General features: G+C 55.0%; 18 protein-coding genes, 2 tRNA genes and 3 rRNA genes. 3 read left to right on the forward strand and 20 right to left on the reverse strand.

Annotation, left to right across the window (positions count from 1 at the left end; all coding sequences use genetic code 11):
• Positions 1–11: 11 nt before the first annotated feature.
• From birA to pepQ, 11 genes are all read right to left on the reverse strand, one after another.
• On the reverse strand, positions 12–974 hold the full coding sequence (gene birA, locus V1587_RS01685; protein WP_371898954.1) for a bifunctional biotin--[acetyl-CoA-carboxylase] ligase/biotin operon repressor BirA: 963 nt from the start codon (positions 972–974) through the stop codon (positions 12–14).
• Positions 971–1999 (reverse strand): UDP-N-acetylmuramate dehydrogenase, encoded by a 1029-nt coding sequence (gene murB, locus V1587_RS01690; protein ID WP_371899041.1) that lies wholly within the window; start codon positions 1997–1999, stop codon positions 971–973. The genes birA and murB overlap by 4 nt, the downstream gene beginning before the upstream one ends.
• Positions 2000–2123: 124 nt before the next feature.
• Positions 2124–2239 (reverse strand): 5S ribosomal RNA (rrf, locus tag V1587_RS01695).
• Positions 2240–2311: 72 nt separating this feature from the next.
• Positions 2312–5216, reverse strand: a 23S ribosomal RNA gene (locus tag V1587_RS01700).
• Positions 5217–5387: 171 nt separating this feature from the next.
• Positions 5388–5463 (reverse strand) — tRNA-Ala (locus tag V1587_RS01705).
• A 43-nt stretch (positions 5464–5506) separates the two neighbouring features.
• Positions 5507–5583 (reverse strand) — tRNA-Ile (locus V1587_RS01710).
• Positions 5584–5652: 69 nt separating this feature from the next.
• A 16S ribosomal RNA gene (locus tag V1587_RS01715) occupies positions 5653–7192 on the reverse strand.
• Together the 16S, 23S and 5S rRNA genes with 2 tRNA genes alongside form the textbook arrangement of a ribosomal RNA operon.
• A 353-nt stretch (positions 7193–7545) precedes the next feature.
• A complete protein-coding gene (gene hemG / locus V1587_RS01720; protein ID WP_395314491.1) occupies positions 7546–8091 on the reverse strand; it encodes a menaquinone-dependent protoporphyrinogen IX dehydrogenase in 546 nt (181 codons plus the stop codon).
• Positions 8092–8101: 10 nt separating this feature from the next.
• Entirely contained in the window at positions 8102–9553 is a 1452-nt protein-coding gene (gene trkH, locus V1587_RS01725) for a Trk system potassium transporter TrkH (protein ID WP_023309600.1), read from the reverse strand.
• A gap of 39 nt (positions 9554–9592) precedes the next feature.
• On the reverse strand, positions 9593–10207 hold the full coding sequence (locus V1587_RS01730; RefSeq protein WP_371899711.1) for an IMPACT family protein: 615 nt from the start codon (positions 10205–10207) through the stop codon (positions 9593–9595).
• Positions 10207–11538, reverse strand: coding sequence for a Xaa-Pro dipeptidase (gene pepQ, locus V1587_RS01735; RefSeq protein WP_371899713.1), 1332 nt, complete (start codon positions 11536–11538; stop codon positions 10207–10209). Before pepQ ends, V1587_RS01730 begins: the two co-directional genes overlap by 1 nt.
• Positions 11539–11727: 189 nt before the next feature.
• On the opposite strand from pepQ, the gene fadB reads away from it, so the two are divergent.
• Both fadB and fadA read left to right on the forward strand, forming a co-directional pair.
• Complete coding sequence (gene fadB, locus V1587_RS01740; RefSeq protein WP_371899710.1) at positions 11728–13917, forward strand: fatty acid oxidation complex subunit alpha FadB; 2190 nt, start codon at positions 11728–11730, stop codon at positions 13915–13917.
• A gap of 9 nt (positions 13918–13926) precedes the next feature.
• Positions 13927–15090 carry an acetyl-CoA C-acyltransferase FadA gene (gene fadA / locus V1587_RS01745; RefSeq protein ID WP_008501515.1) on the forward strand — a complete coding sequence of 388 codons (1164 nt, stop codon included), beginning with the start codon at positions 13927–13929 and terminating at the stop codon, positions 15088–15090.
• Between the two features lie 161 nt (positions 15091–15251).
• On the opposite strand, the gene fre is transcribed toward fadA, so the two are convergent.
• Complete coding sequence (fre, locus tag V1587_RS01750) at positions 15252–15953, reverse strand: NAD(P)H-flavin reductase (protein WP_008501516.1); 702 nt, start codon at positions 15951–15953, stop codon at positions 15252–15254.
• Positions 15954–15995: 42 nt separating this feature from the next.
• The gene (ubiD, locus tag V1587_RS01755) at positions 15996–17486 is read right to left on the reverse strand and encodes a 4-hydroxy-3-polyprenylbenzoate decarboxylase (protein WP_181899778.1); all 1491 of its coding nucleotides are present in this window, start codon (positions 17484–17486) and stop codon (positions 15996–15998) included.
• Between the two features lie 173 nt (positions 17487–17659).
• Here ubiD and rfaH point away from each other — a divergent pair, with 173 nt between their 5' ends.
• Positions 17660–18151: a transcription/translation regulatory transformer protein RfaH gene (gene rfaH / locus V1587_RS01760; RefSeq protein WP_371899709.1), complete on the forward strand. Its 492-nt coding sequence runs from the start codon at positions 17660–17662 to the stop codon at positions 18149–18151.
• Here rfaH and tatD read toward each other — a convergent pair.
• The 7 genes from tatD to ubiE all read right to left on the reverse strand — a co-directional run bounded on the left by tatD (position 18148) and on the right by ubiE (position 23633).
• A complete protein-coding gene (tatD, locus tag V1587_RS01765) occupies positions 18148–18930 on the reverse strand; it encodes a 3'-5' ssDNA/RNA exonuclease TatD (protein ID WP_371899708.1) in 783 nt (260 codons plus the stop codon). The genes rfaH and tatD overlap by 4 nt on opposite strands.
• 41 nt (positions 18931–18971) lie before the next feature.
• Complete coding sequence (tatC, locus tag V1587_RS01770; RefSeq protein WP_371899707.1) at positions 18972–19742, reverse strand: Sec-independent protein translocase subunit TatC; 771 nt, start codon at positions 19740–19742, stop codon at positions 18972–18974.
• Positions 19743–19744: 2 nt separating this feature from the next.
• On the reverse strand, positions 19745–20287 hold the full coding sequence (tatB, locus tag V1587_RS01775) for a Sec-independent protein translocase protein TatB (RefSeq protein ID WP_371899706.1): 543 nt from the start codon (positions 20285–20287) through the stop codon (positions 19745–19747).
• A gap of 3 nt (positions 20288–20290) precedes the next feature.
• A complete protein-coding gene (gene tatA / locus V1587_RS01780; protein ID WP_024908000.1) occupies positions 20291–20545 on the reverse strand; it encodes a Sec-independent protein translocase subunit TatA in 255 nt (84 codons plus the stop codon).
• A gap of 76 nt (positions 20546–20621) precedes the next feature.
• On the reverse strand, positions 20622–22262 hold the full coding sequence (gene ubiB / locus V1587_RS01785; protein ID WP_032641455.1) for a ubiquinone biosynthesis regulatory protein kinase UbiB: 1641 nt from the start codon (positions 22260–22262) through the stop codon (positions 20622–20624).
• A complete protein-coding gene (ubiJ, locus tag V1587_RS01790; protein WP_371899705.1) occupies positions 22259–22864 on the reverse strand; it encodes a ubiquinone biosynthesis protein UbiJ in 606 nt (201 codons plus the stop codon). The genes ubiB and ubiJ overlap by 4 nt, the downstream gene beginning before the upstream one ends.
• Before the next feature lie 13 nt (positions 22865–22877).
• The gene (gene ubiE / locus V1587_RS01795; protein WP_371899704.1) at positions 22878–23633 is read right to left on the reverse strand and encodes a bifunctional demethylmenaquinone methyltransferase/2-methoxy-6-polyprenyl-1,4-benzoquinol methylase UbiE; all 756 of its coding nucleotides are present in this window, start codon (positions 23631–23633) and stop codon (positions 22878–22880) included.
• Positions 23634–23676 lie beyond the last annotated feature (43 nt).

Genomic DNA, 23676 nt, shown 5'->3' on the forward strand with positions numbered 1-23676 from the left:
ACTCCATCCGGTTATTCGGCACTCCGCAGGGAAATCTCACCGCCCATCCAGGGTTTGATCGCGCCATCCTGCTCCAGGAGCAGCGCGCCCTGAGCGTCAATACCGCGGGAAGTGCCGTAGATCTCTTTATCACCAATCAGCAATTTCACCGGGCGGTTGATGAAGTTATCCAGCTTTTCCCAACGCGACATGAACGGTGCCAGCCCTTCCTGCTCAAAAAGCGTGAGCGAGCTGCGCAGCTCTTTAATCATACGTACGGCAAGGGTGTTACGATCGATGACGATCCCCGCCTCCTGGAGGTTAGTCCAGGCCTGATTCACCACATCATTTTGGACATTACGCATCACCATATTGAGGCCTGCGCCAATGACAATTTGTGCCGCATCACCCGTTTTTCCCGTCAGTTCGACCAGAATGCCGGCAAGTTTACGATCGTTGAGATACAGATCGTTAGGCCATTTAACTCGCACCTGATCCGCCCCCAGATCGTGCAGCACTTCCGCCATGACGATACCGATGACCAGACTAAGGCCAATGGCAGCGGCCGGGCCCTGATCCAGTCGCCAGTACATGGACAGATAGAGGTTAGCGCCAAAAGGCGAAAACCACTTGCGGCCGCGGCGGCCACGACCGGCCTGTTGATATTCAGCAACGCAGGCATCACCGGATTTCAGCTCAGGCAGACGATCCAGAAGATACTGGTTCGTCGAATCAATCACCGGCAGCACCGCCACGTTGCCGTGTCCAATCTGGCTGCGGATCGCTTCTTCATTCAGCAATTGAATCGGCTCCGGCAGGCTATAGCCTTTTCCGGGAACCGTGAACACATCAACACCCCAGTCACGGAGCGTCTGGATATGTTTATTGATAGCAGCACGGCTCATGCCAAGCCGTTCACCCAGCTGTTCGCCGGAATGAAACTCACCGTCGGCAAGGATGCTAATCAGGGTTAAGGGGATAGTATTATCCTTCACGCGATAGTCTCCACGGCATTGACTTCACCTGTGCGGCCAATGAAGCGAACTTCTGGCTCCAGCCAAACGTTGAATTTTTCGCCCACACGCTGGCGAACGTAGTGAGCCAGCTGTACGACATCATCGCTGGTCGCATCGTGTTGGTTAATCAGCACCAGAGCCTGCTGTCGGTGAACGGCTGCACCGCCAACTGAAGTGCCTTTTAGCTGGCATTGATCGATAAGCCACCCCGCGGCCAGCTTCACGCTGCCATCCGCCTGGGGGTAATGTGGTGCGGTTGGCCATCCTTCAAGAAAGACTTTTGCATTTTCGCCGCTGATAACCGGGTTTTTGAAGAAGCTTCCTGCATTCCCGTTAACTTTGGGATCGGGAAGCTTGGTCATCCGCATATGGCAAACCGAGTCAAAAACGTCGCGGGCGGTAACGGTAGCCGGATCGAGACGCGTTAAATCTCCGTAGGTCAGCACTGGCTGCCAGTTCTTCGACAGGCGCAGACCCACTGCGACAATCACGTAGCGGTCCTGATATTCATGCTTGAAGATACTGTCACGATAGCCAAATCGGCACTGTTCTGCGCTTAAACGCTTAGCCGTTCCGGTCGCCAGCTCGATGCAGTCGACATATTCACAGACATGTTTCAGTTCGATACCGTAGGCGCCGATGTTTTGAATAGGTGACGATCCGGCGCAGCCTGGAATAAGCGCAAGGTTTTCCAGACCCGGCATCCCTTTCTCGAGGGTAAATTGCACCAACTGATGCCAGTTTTCCCCGGCACCCACGTGCACGTGCCAGCTGTCGGCACGCTCTTCCACATCAATGCCCATGATGCGGTTAACGATCACCGTTCCCGCAAAATCGTCGAGAAACAGGACATTACTTCCTTCGCCCAGAATCAGTACGGGTTCGTTTTTTTCTGTTGCGCTTTGCCATGCATCCAGCAACTGCTGTGCAGTATCGGCACGTACAATTTGATTAGCATTGCGTTGAATGCCAAAGGTATTCCAGGGCTTAAGGGAGTGGTTCATAGACGCTATCCTGATGCAAAAACGCAGGTAGTTTACCGTATAAGCAGGGTGATGGGGGATCAGTTTGTGCAGCGTATAAACGCAAAAAGGCCATCCTTTCGGATGGCCTCTTCACTTATTTGATGCCTGGCAGTTCCCTACTCTCACATGGGGAGACCCCACACTACCATCGGCGCTACGGCGTTTCACTTCTGAGTTCGGCATGGGGTCAGGTGGGACCACCGCGCTAAAGCCGCCAGGCAAATTCTGTTAAATCTGTATCAGGCTGAAATTTGATTGTCTGTCTCTTCGCCAAAACACCTTCGGCGTTGTAAGGTTAAGCCTCACGGTTCATTAGTATCGGTTAGCTCAACGCATCGCTGCGCTTACACACCCGACCTATCAACGTCGTAGTCTTCAACGTTCCTTCAGGACCCTTAAAGGGTCAGGGAGAACTCATCTCGGGGCAAGTTTCGTGCTTAGATGCTTTCAGCACTTATCTTTTCCGCATTTAGCTACCGGGCAGTGCCATTGGCATGACAACCCGAACACCAGTGATGCGTCCACTCCGGTCCTCTCGTACTAGGAGCAGCCCCCCTCAATTCTCCAGCGCCCACGGCAGATAGGGACCGAACTGTCTCACGACGTTCTAAACCCAGCTCGCGTACCACTTTAAATGGCGAACAGCCATACCCTTGGGACCTACTTCAGCCCCAGGATGTGATGAGCCGACATCGAGGTGCCAAACACCGCCGTCGATATGAACTCTTGGGCGGTATCAGCCTGTTATCCCCGGAGTACCTTTTATCCGTTGAGCGATGGCCCTTCCATTCAGAACCACCGGATCACTATGACCTGCTTTCGCACCTGCTCGAGCCGTCACTCTCGCAGTCAAGCTAGCTTATGCCATTGCACTAACCTCCTGATGTCCGACCAGGATTAGCTAACCTTCGTGCTCCTCCGTTACTCTTTGGGAGGAGACCGCCCCAGTCAAACTACCCACCAGACACTGTCCGCAACCCGGATTACGGGTCTACGTTAGAACACCAGCCATTAAAGGGTGGTATTTCAAGGATGGCTCCACGCAGACTGGCGTCCACGCTTCAAAGCCTCCCACCTATCCTACACATCAAGGACCAGTGTTCAGTGTCAAGCTATAGTAAAGGTTCACGGGGTCTTTCCGTCTTGCCGCGGGTACACTGCATCTTCACAGCGAGTTCAATTTCACTGAGTCTCGGGTGGAGACAGCCTGGCCATCATTACGCCATTCGTGCAGGTCGGAACTTACCCGACAAGGAATTTCGCTACCTTAGGACCGTTATAGTTACGGCCGCCGTTTACCGGGGCTTCGATCAAGAGCTTCGCGTTGCCGCTAACCCCATCAATTAACCTTCCGGCACCGGGCAGGCGTCACACCGTATACGTCCACTTTCGTGTTTGCACAGTGCTGTGTTTTTAATAAACAGTTGCAGCCAGCTGGTATCTTCGACTGATTTCAGCTCCACCCGCAGGGGCTTCACCTACATATCAGCGTGCCTTCTCCCGAAGTTACGGCACCATTTTGCCTAGTTCCTTCACCCGAGTTCTCTCAAGCGCCTTGGTATTCTCTACCTGACCACCTGTGTCGGTTTGGGGTACGATTTGATGTTACCTGATGCTTAGAGGCTTTTCCTGGAAGCAGGGCATTTGTTACTTCAGCACCGTAGTGCCTCGTCATCACACCTCAGCGTTAAAAAGGTACCGGATTTACCTGGAACCTCCGCCTACATGCTTAAACCGGGACAACCGTCGCCCGGCTAACATAGCCTTCTCCGTCCCCCCTTCGCAGTAACACCAAGTACAGGAATATTAACCTGTTTCCCATCGACTACGCCTTTCGGCCTCGCCTTAGGGGTCGACTCACCCTGCCCCGATTAACGTTGGACAGGAACCCTTGGTCTTCCGGCGAGCGGGCTTTTCACCCGCTTTATCGTTACTTATGTCAGCATTCGCACTTCTGATACCTCCAGCATGCCTCACAGCACACCTTCAACGGCTTACAGAACGCTCCCCTACCCAACAACACATAGTGTCGCTGCCGCAGCTTCGGTGCATGGTTTAGCCCCGTTACATCTTCCGCGCAGGCCGACTCGACCAGTGAGCTATTACGCTTTCTTTAAATGATGGCTGCTTCTAAGCCAACATCCTGGCTGTCTGTGCCTTCCCACATCGTTTCCCACTTAACCATGACTTTGGGACCTTAGCTGGCGGTCTGGGTTGTTTCCCTCTTCACGACGGACGTTAGCACCCGCCGTGTGTCTCCCGTGATAACATTCTTCGGTATTCGTAGTTTGCATCGGGTTGGTAAGCCGGGATGGCCCCCTAGCCGAAACAGTGCTCTACCCCCGAAGATGAGTTCACGAGGCGCTACCTAAATAGCTTTCGGGGAGAACCAGCTATCTCCCGGTTTGATTGGCCTTTCACCCCCAGCCACAAGTCATCCGCTAATTTTTCAACATTAGTCGGTTCGGTCCTCCAGTTAGTGTTACCCAACCTTCAACCTGCCCATGGCTAGATCACCGGGTTTCGGGTCTATACCCTGCAACTTAACGCCCAGTTAAGACTCGGTTTCCCTTCGGCTCCCCTATACGGTTAACCTTGCTACAGAATATAAGTCGCTGACCCATTATACAAAAGGTACGCAGTCACACCACGAAGGTGCTCCCACTGCTTGTACGTACACGGTTTCAGGTTCTTTTTCACTCCCCTCGCCGGGGTTCTTTTCGCCTTTCCCTCACGGTACTGGTTCACTATCGGTCAGTCAGGAGTATTTAGCCTTGGAGGATGGTCCCCCCATATTCAGACAGGATACCACGTGTCCCGCCCTACTCTTCGAGTTCACAACCTGTGTGCTTTCGTGTACGGGACTGTCACCCTGTACCGTGCGACTTTCCAGACGCTTCCACTAACACACAAGCTGATTCAGACTCTGGGCTGCTCCCCGTTCGCTCGCCGCTACTGGGGGAATCTCGGTTGATTTCTTTTCCTCGGGGTACTTAGATGTTTCAGTTCCCCCGGTTCGCCTCGTTAACCTATGTATTCAGTTAACGATAGTGTGACGAATCACACTGGGTTTCCCCATTCGGACATCGCCGGGTCAAAGGTTCATATCACCTCGCCGGCGCTTTTCGCAGATTAGCACGTCCTTCATCGCCTCTGACTGCCAGGGCATCCACCGTGTACGCTTAGTCGCTTAACCTCACAACCCGAAGATGTTTCACTTCTGATTGCGAAAATTTGAGAGACTCGAACACACCATTAAAGATGTGTCGTTTCAATTTTCAGCTTGATCCAGATTTTTAAAGAGCAAAACTTCGCAGTGCACCTTTTCAGGTTCACTCTGAAGTTTTCTTGTGTTCGCAGTAAAAGATGGTGGAGCTATGCGGGATCGAACCGCAGACCTCCTGCGTGCAAAGCAGGCGCTCTCCCAGCTGAGCTATAGCCCCATCGTTTTGCAATCTCTGTACCGCTCATCCTTTAAAAGGAGTTTGGTAGGCCTGAGTGGACTTGAACCACCGACCTCACCCTTATCAGGGGTGCGCTCTAACCACCTGAGCTACAAGCCTGCAGAGATTTTTACTGCTGTTTTTCATCAGACAATCTGTGTGAGCACTACAAAGGCAGGTTCTTTAAGGTAAGGAGGTGATCCAACCGCAGGTTCCCCTACGGTTACCTTGTTACGACTTCACCCCAGTCATGAATCACAAAGTGGTAAGCGCCCTCCCGAAGGTTAAGCTACCTACTTCTTTTGCAACCCACTCCCATGGTGTGACGGGCGGTGTGTACAAGGCCCGGGAACGTATTCACCGTAGCATTCTGATCTACGATTACTAGCGATTCCGACTTCATGGAGTCGAGTTGCAGACTCCAATCCGGACTACGACGCACTTTATGAGGTCCGCTTGCTCTCGCGAGGTCGCTTCTCTTTGTATGCGCCATTGTAGCACGTGTGTAGCCCTACTCGTAAGGGCCATGATGACTTGACGTCATCCCCACCTTCCTCCAGTTTATCACTGGCAGTCTCCTTTGAGTTCCCGGCCGGACCGCTGGCAACAAAGGATAAGGGTTGCGCTCGTTGCGGGACTTAACCCAACATTTCACAACACGAGCTGACGACAGCCATGCAGCACCTGTCTCAGAGTTCCCGAAGGCACCAATCCATCTCTGGAAAGTTCTCTGGATGTCAAGAGTAGGTAAGGTTCTTCGCGTTGCATCGAATTAAACCACATGCTCCACCGCTTGTGCGGGCCCCCGTCAATTCATTTGAGTTTTAACCTTGCGGCCGTACTCCCCAGGCGGTCGACTTAACGCGTTAGCTCCGGAAGCCACGCCTCAAGGGCACAACCTCCAAGTCGACATCGTTTACGGCGTGGACTACCAGGGTATCTAATCCTGTTTGCTCCCCACGCTTTCGCACCTGAGCGTCAGTCTTTGTCCAGGGGGCCGCCTTCGCCACCGGTATTCCTCCAGATCTCTACGCATTTCACCGCTACACCTGGAATTCTACCCCCCTCTACAAGACTCTAGCCTGCCAGTTTCGAATGCAGTTCCCAGGTTGAGCCCGGGGATTTCACATCCGACTTGACAGACCGCCTGCGTGCGCTTTACGCCCAGTAATTCCGATTAACGCTTGCACCCTCCGTATTACCGCGGCTGCTGGCACGGAGTTAGCCGGTGCTTCTTCTGCGGGTAACGTCAATTGCTGAGGTTATTAACCTCAACACCTTCCTCCCCGCTGAAAGTACTTTACAACCCGAAGGCCTTCTTCATACACGCGGCATGGCTGCATCAGGCTTGCGCCCATTGTGCAATATTCCCCACTGCTGCCTCCCGTAGGAGTCTGGACCGTGTCTCAGTTCCAGTGTGGCTGGTCATCCTCTCAGACCAGCTAGGGATCGTCGCCTAGGTGAGCCGTTACCCCACCTACTAGCTAATCCCATCTGGGCACATCTGATGGCAAGAGGCCCGAAGGTCCCCCTCTTTGGTCTTGCGACGTTATGCGGTATTAGCTACCGTTTCCAGTAGTTATCCCCCTCCATCAGGCAGTTTCCCAGACATTACTCACCCGTCCGCCGCTCGTCACCCAGGAGCAAGCTCCCTGTGTTACCGCTCGACTTGCATGTGTTAGGCCTGCCGCCAGCGTTCAATCTGAGCCATGATCAAACTCTTCAATTTAAGTTTGATGCTCGTGAATTAAACTTCGTAATGAATTACGTATGTTCACTCAGAGACTTGGTATTCATTTTTCGTCCGAGGACGTTAAGAATCCATGTCACTTTGAGTGCCCACACAGATTGTCTGATAAATTGTTAAAGAGCAGTGCCGCTTCGTTTTCGCTGCGGCGCGGGGTGTGCATATTACGCTTTCCCGCTTCAGAGTCAAGCGTTTATTTTCGCTATTCTCTGCTGACCCGGCGGCGTGTGTGCCGTTGTTCCGTGTCAGTGGAGGCGCATTATAGGGAGTTATTCTGAAGTGACAAGCACAAAATACAAAAAACTTTTCGTTCGCTCACTTTTCAAACTTAACGCTTATTTAAGTCGCGAATCGCCCGTTAAATGTGCGATTTCCCGCGCAAAACTGGCTACCTGCGACCAGTCGGTATAAACCACTTCTTTACGCGTGTCGGTTTCACCACCCGTCATCTTCATAATAAGACGGATCATAAAGCGGTCATACCAGCGGTAGCGAGGATAGCGCAGCGCGCCGGCAAAGACGGCGCACAGTTCTGGCTGCCACGGCGAGCTGAGTAAAAACTTGCGCGTGTAGCTGTTGGTCTGCGGCGTGCGCTTCTCGGCTTTACGTGCGACAAGATTGACCGAGTAAAACGCACCGGGCAGTTTATTGAGCACCGCCGTGTGCTTTTTCACAAAGCGATCCAGCGCCGGATGGAAATGTCCGTAACGAATAGATGCACCAATCACCACGCGATCGTAATCCTGCCAGGTAATCTGATCCGCACGGTTCAGGTTTACCACATCCGAGTAAATCCCCTGCTCTTTGAGTTCAGATGCCAGATAGGCGGCAATCTCACGCGTTTGCCCGTCTCGCGTAGAGAAAAGAATCAGTGTTTTCATCAACGGCTCCTTACTCGCGCCAGAATGTAGGGGTGAACAGCACCAGCAGCGTAAAGACCTCAAGACGACCAAACAGCATATTGGCGATGAGGATCCATTTCGCGACCGGGTTCATACTGGCAAAGTTATCCGCCACAACGCCCAGGCCTGGCCCGAGGTTATTCAATGTTGCGACGACGGACGCAAAAGCGGAGAAATCATCCACTCCCGTCGCGATAATCGCCAGCATACTGACGATAAAGACCAGCGCATACGCCGAGAAGAATCCCCATACCGCTTCGAGGATACGTTCCGGCAGCGCGCGGTTCCCCAGCTTGATGCTGTAGACCGCGTTCGGGTGAACCAGACGCTTCAGCTCACGGTTGCCCTGCTTGAACAGCAGCAGAATACGGATCACCTTCAGGCCGCCGCCCGTCGACCCCGCACAGCCGCCGATAAACGCGGAACAGAGCAGAAGCACCGGCAGGAACAGCGGCCAACGGGCGATGCTGTCGGTGGTAAACCCGGCGGTCGTCGCCATCGATACCACCTGGAAAAAGGCCTGGTTTAGCGTGGTCAACGCGGAGTTGTAGACATCATGGAACCAGAGCACCAGTGTGCAGATGATCACCAGCGTCAGCTGGACGCCGATGAACATGCGGAACTCAGGGTCACGCCAGTACACCTTCAGGCTGCGCCCGCTCAGTAAAGAGAAGTGCAGACCGTAGTTACAGCCAGAGATCAGCAGGAAAATTGCAATGATAGTGTTAATCGTTGGGCTGTCGAAGTAGCCCACGCTGGCATCGTGGGTAGAAAACCCGCCAATCGCAATCGTCGCAAAGCTGTGCCCGATAGCATCGAACGCGGGCATCCCGGCAAACCATAGCGCCAGCGCACAGGCTACCGTCAGCAGAACATAAATCAGCCAGAGGGTTTTTGCCGTCTCGGCAATACGCGGCCGCATCTTATTGTCTTTCAGCGGGCCGGGCATTTCAGCGCGGTAAAGCTGCATCCCACCAACGCCCAGAATAGGGAGAATAGCCACTGCCAGGACGATGATCCCCATACCGCCGAACCACTGCAGCATCTGGCGATAAAAGAGAATGGCGTGCGGGAGTGAATCCAGCCCCACCAGCGTCGTCGCCCCGGTGGTTGTTAAACCGGAGAACGATTCAAAAAAGGCATCCGTGATGCTCAGGTTAGGCTGTTCAGAGAAGATAAAGGGCAGCGAACCGACGCTCCCCAGCACCGTCCAGAACAGCACCACAATCAGAAAGCCTTCGCGAGATTTCAGTTCACCTTTCTGACGACGGTTTGGCCACCACAGCAGCGAACCGATCGCCAGCGCGACAAAGAAGGTCTGGGTAAATGCCCGCCCCGCGCCGTCCCGGTAGATAAGCGCCACCAGTCCAGGGAGAATCATCGTCCCGGAAAAGAGTATGACCAGCAGTCCAACGATTCGGGTTATGGCACGAAAATGCATCTCTGCCGCTTCCTTTGGTATTCAAAAGTGAGGTGGGGATTATTCTTCAATCGGCAGCAATTGCAACGAACCACGACTAAAATCAGCCAGTTTTGCTGAAAAAGCAGCCAGTTCCGCCTGAGGAAGCGCCACGCGTAATTGCACCATTGCCTGGTAATCACTGTGCGCAATCACGCCGTTAAATTGTTTGAGCAGCGTTTCAATGCCCGATAGCTGAGCGTAATCGCACAATAAAGTATATTCGGTAAGCGGCGTTTTGCGGATAGTGACCAGCATATTAAGCGCCTGCTGCACGCCCCCGCCATAAGCTTTAACCAGCCCACCGGTACCTAACAAAATGCCGCCGTAGTAGCGCACCACCACGGCGGTTATTTCGCCCACGCCGCAGCCCATTAGCTGGGAGAGCATGGGTTTACCGGCCGTGCCCGCCGGTTCACCGTCATCGGAAAACCCCAACTGCTGTGAATCGTCCGGCGGCCCTGCTACCCACGCCACGCAGTGGTGACGGGCGTCAGGATGCTCAGCCCGGACGGACTCGACAAACGCTTTTGCCGCCTCTACGCCGTCGGTATGCGCCAGCAGCGTAATAAAGCGGCTTTTCTTGATTTCCTCAACAAAGGTGACCGGTTCAGCCGGTATCAGCCAGCTTTCCATCAGGCCAGCTTCAGGTCTCGCGTCATATTCTCGATACCGTTTTCGTGAATCACCACGTTATCTTCAATACGAATACCGCCAAACGGCTTCAGCGCCTCAATTTTTTCCCAGTTGAAGTGCTTGCTGAACTGGCCTTCACGCCATGGTGCCAGCAGGGATTCGATAAAGTAGATCCCCGGTTCAATCGTCAGCACCATGCGCGGCTCCAGAATACGGGTGCAGCGCAGGTAAGGATATTTAGACGGTGCCGCCAGATGTGTACCGGTATCATCCTGCATAAAGCCCGCAACGTCGTGCACCTGCAGGCCCAGCGGGTGACCAATGCCGTGCGGCATGAAGGGCCCGGTCAGATCGTTCTCAACCATCGCCTCTTCGCTCATGTCTTTCACAATCTGGTGCTTACGCAGCAGTTTGGCGATGCGCTGATGGAACTGGATGTGGTAATCCACATAGCTGGTGCCCGCCTTCATGGTGGCAATCAGCGCCAGCTGTTCATCGTTCACGTCTTTGATCAGCTGCGCGAAATCGGTGTCCGCATTCGCCGCCCAGGTACGGGTCAGATCGGCCGCGTAGCCGTTGTACTCGGCGCCAGCGTCCAGCAGGAAGCTGCGCATCTCAGATGGTGCATGGTGGTCAAGTTTAGTGTAATGCAGTACGGAAGCATGCTCGTTCAGCGCGACAATATTGCTGTACGGCACGTCGGTATCGCGATGACCGGTGGCGGTCAGGTACGCCTGGTTGATGTCGAACTCGCTCATGCCGGACTGGAAGGCTTCATGCGCCGCACGGTGACCGTTCACCGCCGTTTTTTGCGCTTCACGCATGCAGTAAAGTTCGTAGTCGGTTTTATAGGCGCGATAGTAGTGGAGGTAATCCAGCACCCCTTTCGGGTTGAGTTTGTCTGCCGCAATATCCAGACCTAATGCACGCTCCGGAATAGGGCCAATATAGGCGATGTTGCCACGCGCCGCAGGCAGCTGACCGCCAATGCCGTCCGCTTTTGGCAGCGCAATAACCTCAATCTCTTCCGTCCAAAAAGAGGTCGGCAGCGGCTCAACGTTGTGCCAGTAATCGACCGGCAGGTAGAACCACAGTTTCGGCTTGTTCACGCCATCCACCAGCAGCCAGCAGTTTGGCACCTGCGTCACCGGTACCCACGCCTTAAACTGCGGGTTCACCTTAAACGGATAAGCGTGGTCATCCAGAAAGGTATTCATCAGCTCGCCGGAGTGGATCAGCAGCGCATCCAGCTTAAAGCGGGCCAGTACATCGCGGGTACGTTCCTGTAGGGTAACGATATGATTTTTATAAAGCGAAGCCAGTGAGTCCATCATTATTCCTTTCGTTTTTTGACCTCAAGTCATCGCATCTTAGCACACCTCACTCCAGCTGCGTGATTTCCACCGACCGTGATCAATGCAGCAATTTCTTAATGAGTAATTTGCATTTTATTAACATAAATCCCACACTCCGATTCATCTGGTATGACCAGATCCAATTGCTGGATTCAGGAGACTGACATGCTCTACAAAGGCGACACCCTGTACCTCAACTGGCTGGAAGATGGCATTGCCGAACTGGTGTTCGATGCCCCCGGCTCAGTGAACAAGCTTGATACCGCGACGGTGGCCAGTCTTGGCCAGGCGCTGGATGTTCTTGAAAAACAACCTGAATTAAAAGGGCTGCTGCTGCGTTCGAACAAAGCGGCCTTTATCGTCGGTGCCGATATCACCGAATTCCTTTCGCTGTTCCTGGTGCCGGAAGAACAGCTGAGCCAGTGGCTGCACTTCGCCAACAGCGTCTTTAATCGTCTGGAAGATCTGCCTGTCCCGACCATTTCCGCCGTTAACGGCTATGCGCTGGGCGGTGGCTGCGAGTGCGTGCTGGCGACCGACTACCGTCTGGCGACGCCGGACCTGCGCATCGGCCTGCCGGAAACCAAGCTGGGCATTATGCCGGGCTTTGGCGGCTCCGTCCGTATGCCGCGCATGCTGGGTGCCGACAGCGCGCTGGAGATCATTGCTGCAGGAAAAGACGTCGGCGCAGAACAGGCGCAGAAAATTGGCCTGGTCGACGGCGTCGTGAAGCCTGAGAAGCTGGTTGAAGGTGCACTCGCCATTCTGCGTCAGGCGATTAACGGCGATCTAGACTGGAAAGCCAAACGCCAGCCGAAGCTGGAACCATTAAAACTCAGCAAGATTGAAGCCACCATGAGCTTCACCATCGCCAAAGGCATGGTGATGCAGACGGCGGGTAAACACTACCCGGCGCCAATCACGGCGGTGAAAACCATTGAAGCGGCTGCCCGTCTCGGACGCGATGAAGCGCTGAAGCTCGAAAATCAGAGCTTTGTCCCGCTGGCGCACACCAATGAGGCTCGTGCGCTGGTCGGTATCTTCCTTAACGATCAGTTCGTGAAAGGCAAAGCCAAACAGCTGACCAAAAACGTTGAGACGCCAAAACATGCGGCGGTACTCGGCGCGGGGATTATGGGTGGCGGCATCGCTTACCAGTCAGCCTGGAAAGGCGTACCGGTTGTGATGAAAGACATCAACGAGAAATCCCTGACGCTGGGCATGACCGAAGCGGCCAAGCTGCTGAATAAACAGCTTGAGCGCGGCAAAATTGACGGTCTGAAGCTTGCAGGTGTGATTTCCACCATTCAGCCCGTGCTGGAATACAGCGGTTTTGATCGTGTCGACGTGGTGGTCGAAGCCGTCGTCGAGAACCCGAAGGTTAAAAAAGCGGTGCTGGCGGAAACGGAAGACAAGGTTCGCCCGGATACCGTGCTGGCCTCTAACACCTCCACCATTCCAATCAGCGAACTGGCGAGCGTGCTGAAGCGCCCGGAAAACTTCTGCGGGATGCACTTCTTCAACCCGGTACACCGTATGCCGCTGGTCGAAGTGATCCGTGGGGAAAAAACCTCTGACGAAACCATCGCCAAAGTGGTGGCGTGGGCCAGCAAGATGGGCAAAACGCCGATCGTCGTTAACGATTGCCCGGGCTTCTTCGTCAACCGCGTGCTGTTCCCTTACTTCGCCGGTTTTAGCCAGCTGCTGCGCGACGGCGCGGACTTCCGCAAAATCGACAAAGTGATGGAAAAACAGTTCGGCTGGCCGATGGGTCCGGCGTATCTGCTGGACGTAGTCGGCATTGATACCGCCCACCACGCTCAGGCGGTGATGGCGGCAGGCTTCCCGCAGCGCATGCAGAAAGACTATCGCGACGCGATTGACGCGCTGTTCGACGCTAACCGCTTCGGTCAGAAAAACGGCCTGGGCTTCTGGCGCTATAAAGAAGACAGCAAGGGCAAACCGAAGAAAGAAGAAGATGCCGCGGTGGATGGCCTGCTGGTCGACGTTAGCCAGCCAAAACGCGACTTCACCGACGATGAGATCATCGCCCGCATGATGATCCCGATGATAAACGAAGTGGTGCGTTGTCTCGAAGAAGGCATTATCGCCAGCCCGGCGGAAGCGGATATGGCGCTGGTATACGGCCTGGGCTTCCCTCCGTTCCACGGCGGCGCGTTCCGCTGGCTGGACACGCTCGGCAGCGCCCGCTATCTCGATATGGCTCAGCAGTATCAGCACCTCGGCCCGCTGTATGAGGTGCCGGAAGGACTGCGTAACAAAGCGCGCCATAACGAACCCTACTATCCTGCAGTTGAGCCAGCCCGTCCGGTTGGCGAGCTGAAAACGGCTTAAGGAGTCACAATGGAAAAGGTTGTCATTGTTGATGCGATTCGCACCCCGATGGGCCGTTCAAAAGGCGGTGCGTTCCGTAACGTGCGTGCGGAAGACCTCTCCGCGCACCTGATGCGTAGCCTGCTGGCGCGTAACCCGGCGCTGGATCCGGCTGCGCTCGACGATATCTACTGGGGCTGCGTGCAGCAGACCCTGGAGCAGGGCTTCAACATCGCCCGCAACGCGTCGCTGCTGGCAGAAATTCCGCATTCGGTTCCGGCCGTCACCGTTAACCGCCTGTGCGGTTCGTCAATGCAGGCTCTGCACGACGCGGCCCGCATGATCATGACCGGCGATGCGCAGGCCTGCCTGGTGGGCGGCGTTGAGCACATGGGTCACGTGCCGATGAGCCACGGGGTAGATTTCCACCCGGGCATGAGCCGTAACGTGGCGAAAGCTGCGGGGATGATGGGTCTGACCGCCGAGATGCTCTCTCGTCTGCACGGCATCAGCAGAGAAATGCAGGATGCCTTTGCCGCGCGCTCTCACGCCCGCGCATGGGCCGCCACGCAGTCTGGTGCCTTTAAGAACGAGATCATCCCTACCGGCGGCCACGATGCAGACGGCGTTCTGAAGCAGTTCAGCTACGACGAAGTCATCCGCCCGGAAACCACTGTAGAAGCGCTGTCAACCCTGCGCCCAGCGTTTGATCCGGTCACCGGTACGGTAACGGCAGGCACTTCATCGGCGCTGTCCGACGGTGCCGCCGCGATGCTGGTGATGAGCGAAAGCCGCGCCCGCGAGCTGGGCTTAACCCCTCGCGCTCGGGTACGCTCGATGGCGGTCGTGGGCTGCGATCCTTCAATCATGGGCTACGGCCCGGTTCCGGCCTCGAAGCTGGCGCTGAAAAAAGCGGGATTAACCGCCAGCGACATTGACCTGTTCGAAATGAACGAAGCTTTCGCCGCGCAGATCCTGCCGTGCATTAAAGATCTGGGGCTGATGGAGCAGATCGACGAGAAGATTAACCTCAACGGCGGCGCGATTGCCCTCGGTCACCCGCTGGGCTGTTCCGGGGCGCGTATCAGCACGACGCTGATCAACCTGATGGAACGCAAAGATGCCCAGTTTGGTCTGGCAACGATGTGTATCGGGCTGGGTCAGGGTATCGCGACGGTATTTGAGAGAGTGTAAGGCTATAACGTAGGCCCGATAAGCATCGCGCCATCGGGCTTTTGCCGGGAGGCGCTGCGCTTTCCCGGCCTACGAGAGGCATCTCACCGCCACTGGCTTCACTGGCGAAGAGAAAGAGTTTAGTTGCCGTTCTTCCCGCCTGTCAGGGGCGGGTTTTTTATTTAAATGAAGGCAAACGCATCGCCAAACAGCCGGTCTTCACGCGCGTCACGTTCGTTACAGAACAGATCGCGGGCGATTTTCGCCATCTCGAAGCGCCCTGCAATGTAGATATCATGCCCCGCCAGCGTACCGTGATCCTGCAGCACTGCCGTCAGCACCGTACCGCTACGCCCGCGCCAGCCCTCTTCCGGCTGCTCAACCACCGGCTCAATGCGCAGGTTGGGGTGCGTGACGCTCAGCGCTTCCAGTTCAGACAGGTCGTACAGGTGTTTCTCTTCGCGGCCACCCCAGTAGATCGTGATATCACGGTCCGGGTTACGCGCCAGCGCGGTCAGCAGAATGGAGCGCACGTAGGAGAAGCCTGTACCACCGGCAATCAGGATCAGCGGACGGTCTTCGTCATCGCGCAGCCACGCATCACCGTGCGGAATATCCACTACGATCTCGCGCTCTTTCAGAATGCGGTCCATGACGGCCATCGCATACAGGTTAAGCTCTGACGCACCAATATGAAGCTCAATAAATTCCTGCTCCGCTGGCGTGGAGGCCATAGAGAAAGGACGCTTATCACGCTCATCCATCACAACCATCAGGTACTGACCCGCGCGGAAAGAGAATGGCGCTTCTGGCACTAAACGGACGCGATATACGGTGTCGGTGATGGCATCTACCGAGGTCACTTTACAGCTTAAGGTTGTCATTCGCTCTCTCTGTCGGGAAGTCTATAGGGCTTAACGGTCAGCTCAGGGTTTACCGTTATTCATTATGGCCAGCTCGTCCCAGATCGCGTCAATGCGCGCGGTCACAGCAGGATCTTTTTTGATCGGGCGACCCCATTCACGGTCGGTTTCGCCAGGCCATTTATTTGTGGCATCCAGTCCCATCTTTGAGCCAAGACCGGAAACCGGCGAGGCAAAATCCAGGTAATCAATCGGCGTGTTTTCGACTAACACCGTATCGCGCGCCGGGTCCATTCGCGTGGTAATGGCCCAGATTACGTCATTCCAGTCGCGGGCGTTAACGTCATCATCGCAGACAATAACAAATTTGGTATACATAAACTGGCGCAGGAAAGACCACACGCCCATCATCACGCGTTTAGCATGACCAGGATACTGCTTCTTCATCGTGACTACCGCCATACGATACGAGCATCCTTCAGGCGGCAGATAAAAATCAACAATTTCCGGGAACTGCTTTTGCAGGATCGGCACAAACACTTCGTTCAGCGCCACGCCCAGCACCGCCGGTTCATCCGGTGGACGTCCGGTATACGTGGAGTGATAAATCGCATCTTCACGCTGCGTAATGTGCGTCACGGTAAACACCGGGAAATTATCCACTTCGTTGTAATAGCCGGTGTGGTCGCCGTAAGGGCCTTCTGGCGCCATTTCACCCTGCTCAATGTAACCTTCCAGCACAATTTCTGCACTGGCCGGGACTTCGAGATCGTTAGAGATACACTTCACAACTTCCGTTTTCGTCCCGCGCAGCAGGCCTGCAAAGGCATATTCCGAGAGCGTATCCGGTACGGGGGTGACGGCTCCCAGAATGGTGGCCGGATCGGCGCCCAGCGCAACAGATACCGGGAAACGTTCCCCCGGATGCGCAGCGCACCACTCCTGAAAATCCAGCGCGCCGCCGCGATGCGACAGCCAGCGCATGATAAGCTTATTCTTGCCAATCAACTGCTGGCGGTAAATACCGAGATTCTGGCGCTCTTTGTGCGGGCCGCGCGTGACGGTCAGTCCCCAGGTGATCAGCGGCGCGGCATCTTCCGGCCAGCACTGCATGATAGGGATTTTAGTCAAATCAACCGCATCGCCTTCCAGCACCTTCTGCTGGCACGGCGCACCGCGCAGGCGTTTAGTGGGCATGTTCAGCACCTGCTTAAACTGCGGCAGTTTGTCGAACAGATCGCGGAAGCCTTTCGGCGGTTCCGGCTCTTTCAGGAAGGCCAGCAACTTACCGACCTCACGCAGGGCCGTGACGTCTTCCTGCCCCATCCCCAGCGCGACGCGACGCGGTGTACCAAACAGGTTGCACAGCACCGGCATTGAGTACCCTTTAGGATTTTCAAACAGTAAAGCGGGGCCACCGGCACGCAGGGTGCGGTCAGCAATTTCTGTCATCTCCAGATAAGGATCAACAGGAAGTGTAATACGTTTGAGTTCACCCTGCTTTTCCAGCAGCGTCAGGAAGTCGCGGAGATCGTGGTATTTCATGCAGTTAATCATGGCCTCTCTGTAAGCGCTTCATTATACGGCGTAAGCCTGCTTGATGCTGTAATTTTGTTAAATAAGCGTGAACTTATGCGCTCTGTTCCATTTTCCCCCATTATAATCAACTTAGCGATCCCGCCAGGGTTTTGATATGCTTGCGCCCCGAACTAAGGGAAAGAGTGATTATGCAGGCCTGGTATTTACTGTATTGCAAACGCGGGCAACTTCAGCGCGCGCAGGAACATCTTGAACGTCAGTCTGTCAATTGCCTGACGCCCGTGATCACGCTTGAAAAAATGCAGCGCGGGAAGCGCACAACCGTCAGTGAGCCGTTGTTCCCGAACTACCTGTTCGTGGAGTTCGACCCGGAAGTCATCCACACCACCACCATCAGCGCAACGCGCGGCGTCAGCCACTTCGTTCGTTTCGGCGCCCACCCGGCAACGGTTCCGACAACGGTCATTCATCAGCTGTCCGTTTATCAACAGCCTGAAGGGATCACCGACCCCGAAACCCCTTACACGGGCGATAGCGTCGTGATTACCGAAGGCGCTTTCGAAGGCCTGCAGGCAATTTTTGCCGAGCCGGACGGGGAAGCGCGCTCGATGCTGTTGCTTAATCTGCTGAACAAGCAGGTGCTGCAGAGCGTTAAAAACACCGACTTCCGCAAACTTTAAACGTTTATTCCGAACAGATTACGCACGTTGTCATCCGTCTGCGCCGAAAGCCAGCGCGGATCCTCTCCGCGCCACTTCGCAACGCTCTCAACAATGTGCCCCAGATACGCGGGCTCATTTCGCCGCGATGCCGGTTTGGGTTTCATATCGCGCGGCAGCAGATAAGGTGCATCGGTTTCAAGGAGCAACCGGTCTGCCGGGATCGCTGGCAACAGCTCCCGAAGTTCAAGCCCGCGACGCTCATCGCAAACCCAGCCGGTAATACCCAGATAAAGCCCTCGCTTCAGGCAGTCCAGCGCTTCGTGCCGTGAACCGGTGAAGCAGTGCAGTACCGCGCCGGGCAGTTTCTCCAGCCACGGATCCAGAAGTGCAAGGAAACGCTCATGCGCGTCGCGGCAGTGCATAAATACGGGCATTCCAAGCTCTGCGGCCAGCGCAAGCTGGGCAGTGAACGCCTTTTCCTGCTCTGCAGGCGTGGAAAAGTTTCGGTTGAAATCGAGGCCGCATTCGCCAATCGCCACAACTTCTGGTGTCTTTGCCAGCCTGCGTAAGGTTTCTCCACTTTCAGGGGTCCACTGGCTGCTGTCATGTGGATGCACGCCAGCGGTAGACCAGCAGCGGTCGTAGCGTTGCGCCAGCTGCTGCGCGTGTTCGCTCTCATGCAGGTTGGTGCCCGTCAGCAATAGTCCTTTCACCCCGGCGGCTAAAGCGCGCGCAACCACCTCATCACGATCTTTCGCAAACTGCGAGCTGGTCAGATTGAGTCCGATATCAAACATGCAAATCCCCATATAACAACCGCCCTGACGGGCGGCTGGTTTTACTCTTGAGTGGTCTTGTCGGACGTATCGTCTTCGTCATCCGCTCGACGCCCTTTACCCACGTAGAAACGCGAGAAGAATACGCCGACCTCAAACAAGCAGTACATCGGTATGGCCAGCAGCGTCTGCGAGAATACATCCGGCGGCGTCAGCAGCATGCCGACCACGAAGGCGCCGACCAGGATATACGGACGCTTCTTACGCAGGTCATCCGGGGTTGTTACCCCTACCCAGCAAAGCAGCACAATGGCCACCGGCACTTCGAATGCCACGCCAAACGCCATAAACAGCGCCATCACAAAGCTGAGATAGCTGGCGATATCCGTCGACACCTGTACCCCTTCCGGCGCGGTATGCGTCAGGAAGCCGAAGGCCAGCGGGAAGACAACGAAATAGGCAAACGCCATGCCGATGTAGAACAGCAGCGAGCTCGAGACCAGCAGCGGGATCACCAGCTTGCGTTCGTGCTTATACAGTGCTGGCGCCACAAACGCCCACACCTGGTAAAGAATGACCGGTGCAGAGGCAATCAACGACACCCAGAAGGTCAGCTTGATGGGGGTAAAGAACGGAGAAGCCACATCCGTCGCAATCATCGTTGCACCCAGCGGCATCTGCTTAATTAAGGGTGCAGAGACAACCTGGTAGATATCGTTGGCGAAATAAACCAGGCATAGAAAAATAACGAAAACTGCAATAATGCAGTTTAACAGGCGCTTACGCAGCTCAATGAGGTGCGTAATGAGTGGTTGAGTATCATCTACTGCCATGTTTACGCTTTATCACTCGACGAGGGGGATGATTCGGAAACAGGTGCGACGGGCTTCGCTTCAGCCATTTTTACCGCGTGGTCTTCCGGCTGCGCCTGTTTTTTCACTTCAGTTTCCTGCGGCGTCTGTTCTGGCGCGGCAGCCTGATGTTCAGCGCTGGCTGGCGTTACGCCCTCGCGCTGCTCCTCGCTGCCCTTCACCACCGGGTTATGGATGGTGTTCGCTTCGTCGCTCGCTTTTTCAGGATCGTTGACGCTGTAAGAGCGCTTCATGGATTCCGCCGCTTCACGCAGTTCATCCATTGAGGCTTTCAGTTCCGGCGTCAGATTATCCATGCTCGCCTTCTCGACCTTTTTCAGGCTTTCCTGAAATTCCTGCAGCTTAAGCTCCTGCGCCAGTTCATTCTGAACGGTCGATGCCAGCGATCTCAGCGCACGAACCCAGCCCGCAACGGTTTTCACTGCCACCGGCAGACGCTGCGGCCCCAGCACAATCAGGCCAATCACAAAGACCAGCAGGAGCTCACCAAAACCAATGTCGAACACGACTTACACCTGCTCTTTATCGTGGCGTTTAGCGTCTTCCTTTTTGGCTTCTTCTTGCTTATCGGCGATGGATTTAGCAGTAAAATCAGCGTCCTGGCTGGTTTTATCCTGCTTGCTCTCATCATCGCTCATCGCTTTCTTGAAGCCTTTGATAGACGCGCCCAGATCGGAACCAATAGAACCGAGCTTTTTGGTGCCAAACAGCAGCACGACGATGACGGCAATGATCAACAATTGCCAGATACTGATACCACCCATACATGTTCCTCAGGGATAGATGATTAAAGAGTCAGGTCGCATTATACGTATGCGACCCGTCGATAGCGACGCATGCTTAGCGCGTTTTTCGCCACCCTGCCAGCCAGACTACCACTCCGCCAGCCATCAGCCAGGCGGGCATCATCTGCCAGTCCGGACGGTTGATCAGCAGCAGCGTACCGCTCAGCAGCAGCGTTGCGCCAATCCCAAAGAGATAGCGTGACTGTCCCTGGCGAACACGGCTTGACTGAAGCTCGCGGGCGATTTTATCCATGCTGTGCTGAAGATTCTTGCTCTGACGCAAACTGTCATAAACCAGTTCAGGAATTTCAGGCATTTTCTCTATCCAGAACGGGCCTTTCTCTTTCAGCGAGCGCACCAGCGCCGGAATGCCCACCTGATCCTTAATCCAGGATTCAAGGAAAGGTTTCGCGGTCTTCCACAAGTCTAACTGAGGATAGAGCTGTCGGCCTACACCCTCAACGTAAAGTAATGTTTTCTGAAGTAAAACTAGCTGTGGCTGAACTTCCATATTAAAGCGGCGTGCCGTGTTGAACAGGTTTAACAGCACGTGCCCGAAGGAGATTTCCGCCAGCGGTTTTTCAAAAATCGGTTCACAAACGGTCCGGATCGCGAACTCGAACTCTTCGACGTTGGTATCCGGCGGCACCCAGCCGGAATCGACGTGCAGCTCGGCCACCTTACGGTAGTCGCGGTTGAAGAACGCGATGAAGTTCTCAGCCAGATACCGTTTATCTTCTTTGTTCAGCGACCCCACAATCCCGCAGTCAATACCGATATACTTCGGATCCTCAGGATGTTCGTAGCTCACGAAGATATTGCCCGGGTGCATGTCCGCATGGAAAAAGCTGTCGCGGAACACCTGGGTAAAGAAGACCTGGACGCCACGTTCGGCCAGGAGCTTCATGTTCGTTCCCTGTTTCTCCAGGGCCACCACATCCGAAACAGGAATACCGTAGATACGCTCCATCACCATCATGTTCTGGCTGCAGTAGTCAGAATAGACTTCAGGGACATAGAGCATCGGGCTGTTTTCAAAGTTGCGACGCAGCTGAATGGCATTCGCCGATTCGCGCAGCAGGTTTAGCTCATCAATCAGCGTTTTTTCATATTCCCGCACCACTTCCAGTGGACGAAGGCGACGTCCGTCCGGCAGCAAGCGTGGCACCCAGCGCGCCAGCCGATAAATCAGCTTCATATCCGCTTTGATGATTGGCAGGATGTCCGGACGAATGACCTTAATAACGACTTCTTTGCCGTTTTCTTTCAGACGCGCGGTGTGCACCTGTGCGATAGAGGCCGATGCCAGTGGCTTAATGTCGAAATCGTCAAACCAGGTCTCGACGGGTACATTTCCCATCGCCTCTTCGATTTGCTTTTTCGCGCGCGCGCCGTCAAACGGTGCGACACGATCCTGCAGCATCGCGAGCTCATCGGCAATCAGAGGCGGGAAGAGATCGCGGCGTGTCGACAGCATCTGTCCGAATTTAATCCAAACCGGACCGAGCTCCTGCAGCGCCAGGCGCAGACGCTCACCCAGCGGCTGACCTTTATGGCGATTAGGCATCCAGAAGAGCATCCGCCGCCAGATGCGAAGCGGCAGCGTAATACGCATTTTGGGGATAAGCTCGTCGAGCCCGTAGCTCAAAAAGGTGCGAATAATAAAATAGAGGCGCCGAATTTCACCAGGCGTCATTTGCCCTCCAGTTTTTCCAGCCGTTTGGTTAACGCATCAACCGCGCGTTCAACAGCAGCGGTCTCTTCCGCAAACCACGCAACTTCCAGTGGCCCGGGCGCCATTCGCCACTCCTCAGTCAGCACTTCCGCTGTATAGCGTTGCTGGCGTTGGAGGCTTTTACGCGCAAAGGAGGCGCCACCATGAAGGACTTTCCCGATGCCTTCAGCGGCGATGTCGCCGATAAAAGGCGCGAGCAGCTCTGCCGGATCGAACTCCGCCAGATCGGTGAGCGCAACGAAGTTCTGCACGACCTGAATGTCGCCTTCTACTTCAAGCTCACCGCTGCGGATAAGCGCCGTTAATTGCTGACGATCGCGCAGTTTTGGCAGCACGCTCATGTGCGTGATGACCGAGCAGTCGGCTTCACCTTCCCACTCCCCCAGTACGTCAAGCTGGCGTTCGCTGAATACCAGTACTAGCGGCGTCGAGAACTCTTTTAAAACAATGCGCAATACCTTCCCGTTTAGCCGCTGACGCGCAGCTTTCAGCGCCGGAGCGCGATACAGGAAAGCGTTCAGTACATTCTCGATGCCTGCGGAGACTAAGGGTTTAAAGGGCACGGGACACCTCCACTCAGAATTTGTAACCGCGATGCAGCGCGACGACACCCGCCGTCAGGTTGAAATATTCAACATTTTCAAATTCTGCATCCTGCATCATGGCTTTTAATGTGTCCTGATCCGGGTGCATACGGATAGATTCAGCCAGATAGCGGTAGCTTTCAGCGTCGTTAGCCACCAGCTCACCGATGCGCGGCAGCACGTGGAAGGAGTAGGCGTCGTAAGCTTTGCTCAGCGGCTCAATGATCGGTTTGGAGAACTCGAGAACCAGCAGACGTCCACCCGGTTTCAGCACGCGGTACATGGAGCGCAGCGCTTTTTCTTTGTCGGTCACGTTACGCAGACCGAAGGAAATCGTGATGCAGTCAAAGGTATTGTCCGGGAACGGCAGCGCTTCGGCATTTGCCTGCACATATTCTACATTACCCACCACGCCGATGTTACGCAGCTTTTCGCGTCCCATTTTCAGCATGGAGTCATTAATATCGGCAAGAACAACGCGACCGGTTTCGCCCACCAGACGGGAGAATTTCGCGGTTAAATCGCCCGTACCGCCGGCTAAATCCAGCACCGTTTGTCCACGACGTACGCCACTACAGTCAATGGTGAAGCGCTTCCACAAGCGATGAATGCCGAACGACATCAGGTCATTCATCACATCGTACTTCGCCGCCACGGAATGAAATACGTGGGCCACCATGTCAGCTTTCTGCGCTTTGGCGACAGTCTGAAAGCCAAAGTGCGTTGTGTCTTGTGATTCGTCAGCCATCTTAGAGCCTGCTTATCAGTAAAATGTTCGTGAAGTGTAACAG

The sequence above is a fragment of the Enterobacter sp. ECC-249 genome (assembly GCF_043965265.1).
Taxonomy (GTDB): Bacteria; Pseudomonadota; Gammaproteobacteria; order Enterobacterales; family Enterobacteriaceae; genus Enterobacter; species Enterobacter quasiroggenkampii.

Coding starts and splice junctions, on each gene's coding strand:
- murB (WP_371899041.1), bottom strand. CDS start 1,999: ATGAACCACTCCCTTAAGCCCTGGAATACCTTTGGCATTCAACGCAAT.
- hemG (WP_395314491.1), bottom strand. CDS start 8,091: ATGAAAACACTGATTCTTTTCTCTACGCGAGACGGGCAAACGCGTGAG.
- trkH (WP_023309600.1), bottom strand. CDS start 9,553: ATGCATTTTCGTGCCATAACCCGAATCGTTGGACTGCTGGTCATACTC.
- V1587_RS01730 (WP_371899711.1), bottom strand. CDS start 10,207: ATGGAAAGCTGGCTGATACCGGCTGAACCGGTCACCTTTGTTGAGGAA.
- pepQ (WP_371899713.1), bottom strand. CDS start 11,538: ATGGACTCACTGGCTTCGCTTTATAAAAATCATATCGTTACCCTACAG.
- fadB (WP_371899710.1), top strand. CDS start 11,728: ATGCTCTACAAAGGCGACACCCTGTACCTCAACTGGCTGGAAGATGGC.
- fadA (WP_008501515.1), top strand. CDS start 13,927: ATGGAAAAGGTTGTCATTGTTGATGCGATTCGCACCCCGATGGGCCGT.
- fre (WP_008501516.1), bottom strand. CDS start 15,953: ATGACAACCTTAAGCTGTAAAGTGACCTCGGTAGATGCCATCACCGAC.
- rfaH (WP_371899709.1), top strand. CDS start 17,660: ATGCAGGCCTGGTATTTACTGTATTGCAAACGCGGGCAACTTCAGCGC.
- tatD (WP_371899708.1), bottom strand. CDS start 18,930: ATGTTTGATATCGGACTCAATCTGACCAGCTCGCAGTTTGCGAAAGAT.
- tatC (WP_371899707.1), bottom strand. CDS start 19,742: ATGGCAGTAGATGATACTCAACCACTCATTACGCACCTCATTGAGCTG.
- tatA (WP_024908000.1), bottom strand. CDS start 20,545: ATGGGTGGTATCAGTATCTGGCAATTGTTGATCATTGCCGTCATCGTC.
- ubiB (WP_032641455.1), bottom strand. CDS start 22,262: ATGACGCCTGGTGAAATTCGGCGCCTCTATTTTATTATTCGCACCTTT.
- ubiE (WP_371899704.1), bottom strand. CDS start 23,633: ATGGCTGACGAATCACAAGACACAACGCACTTTGGCTTTCAGACTGTC.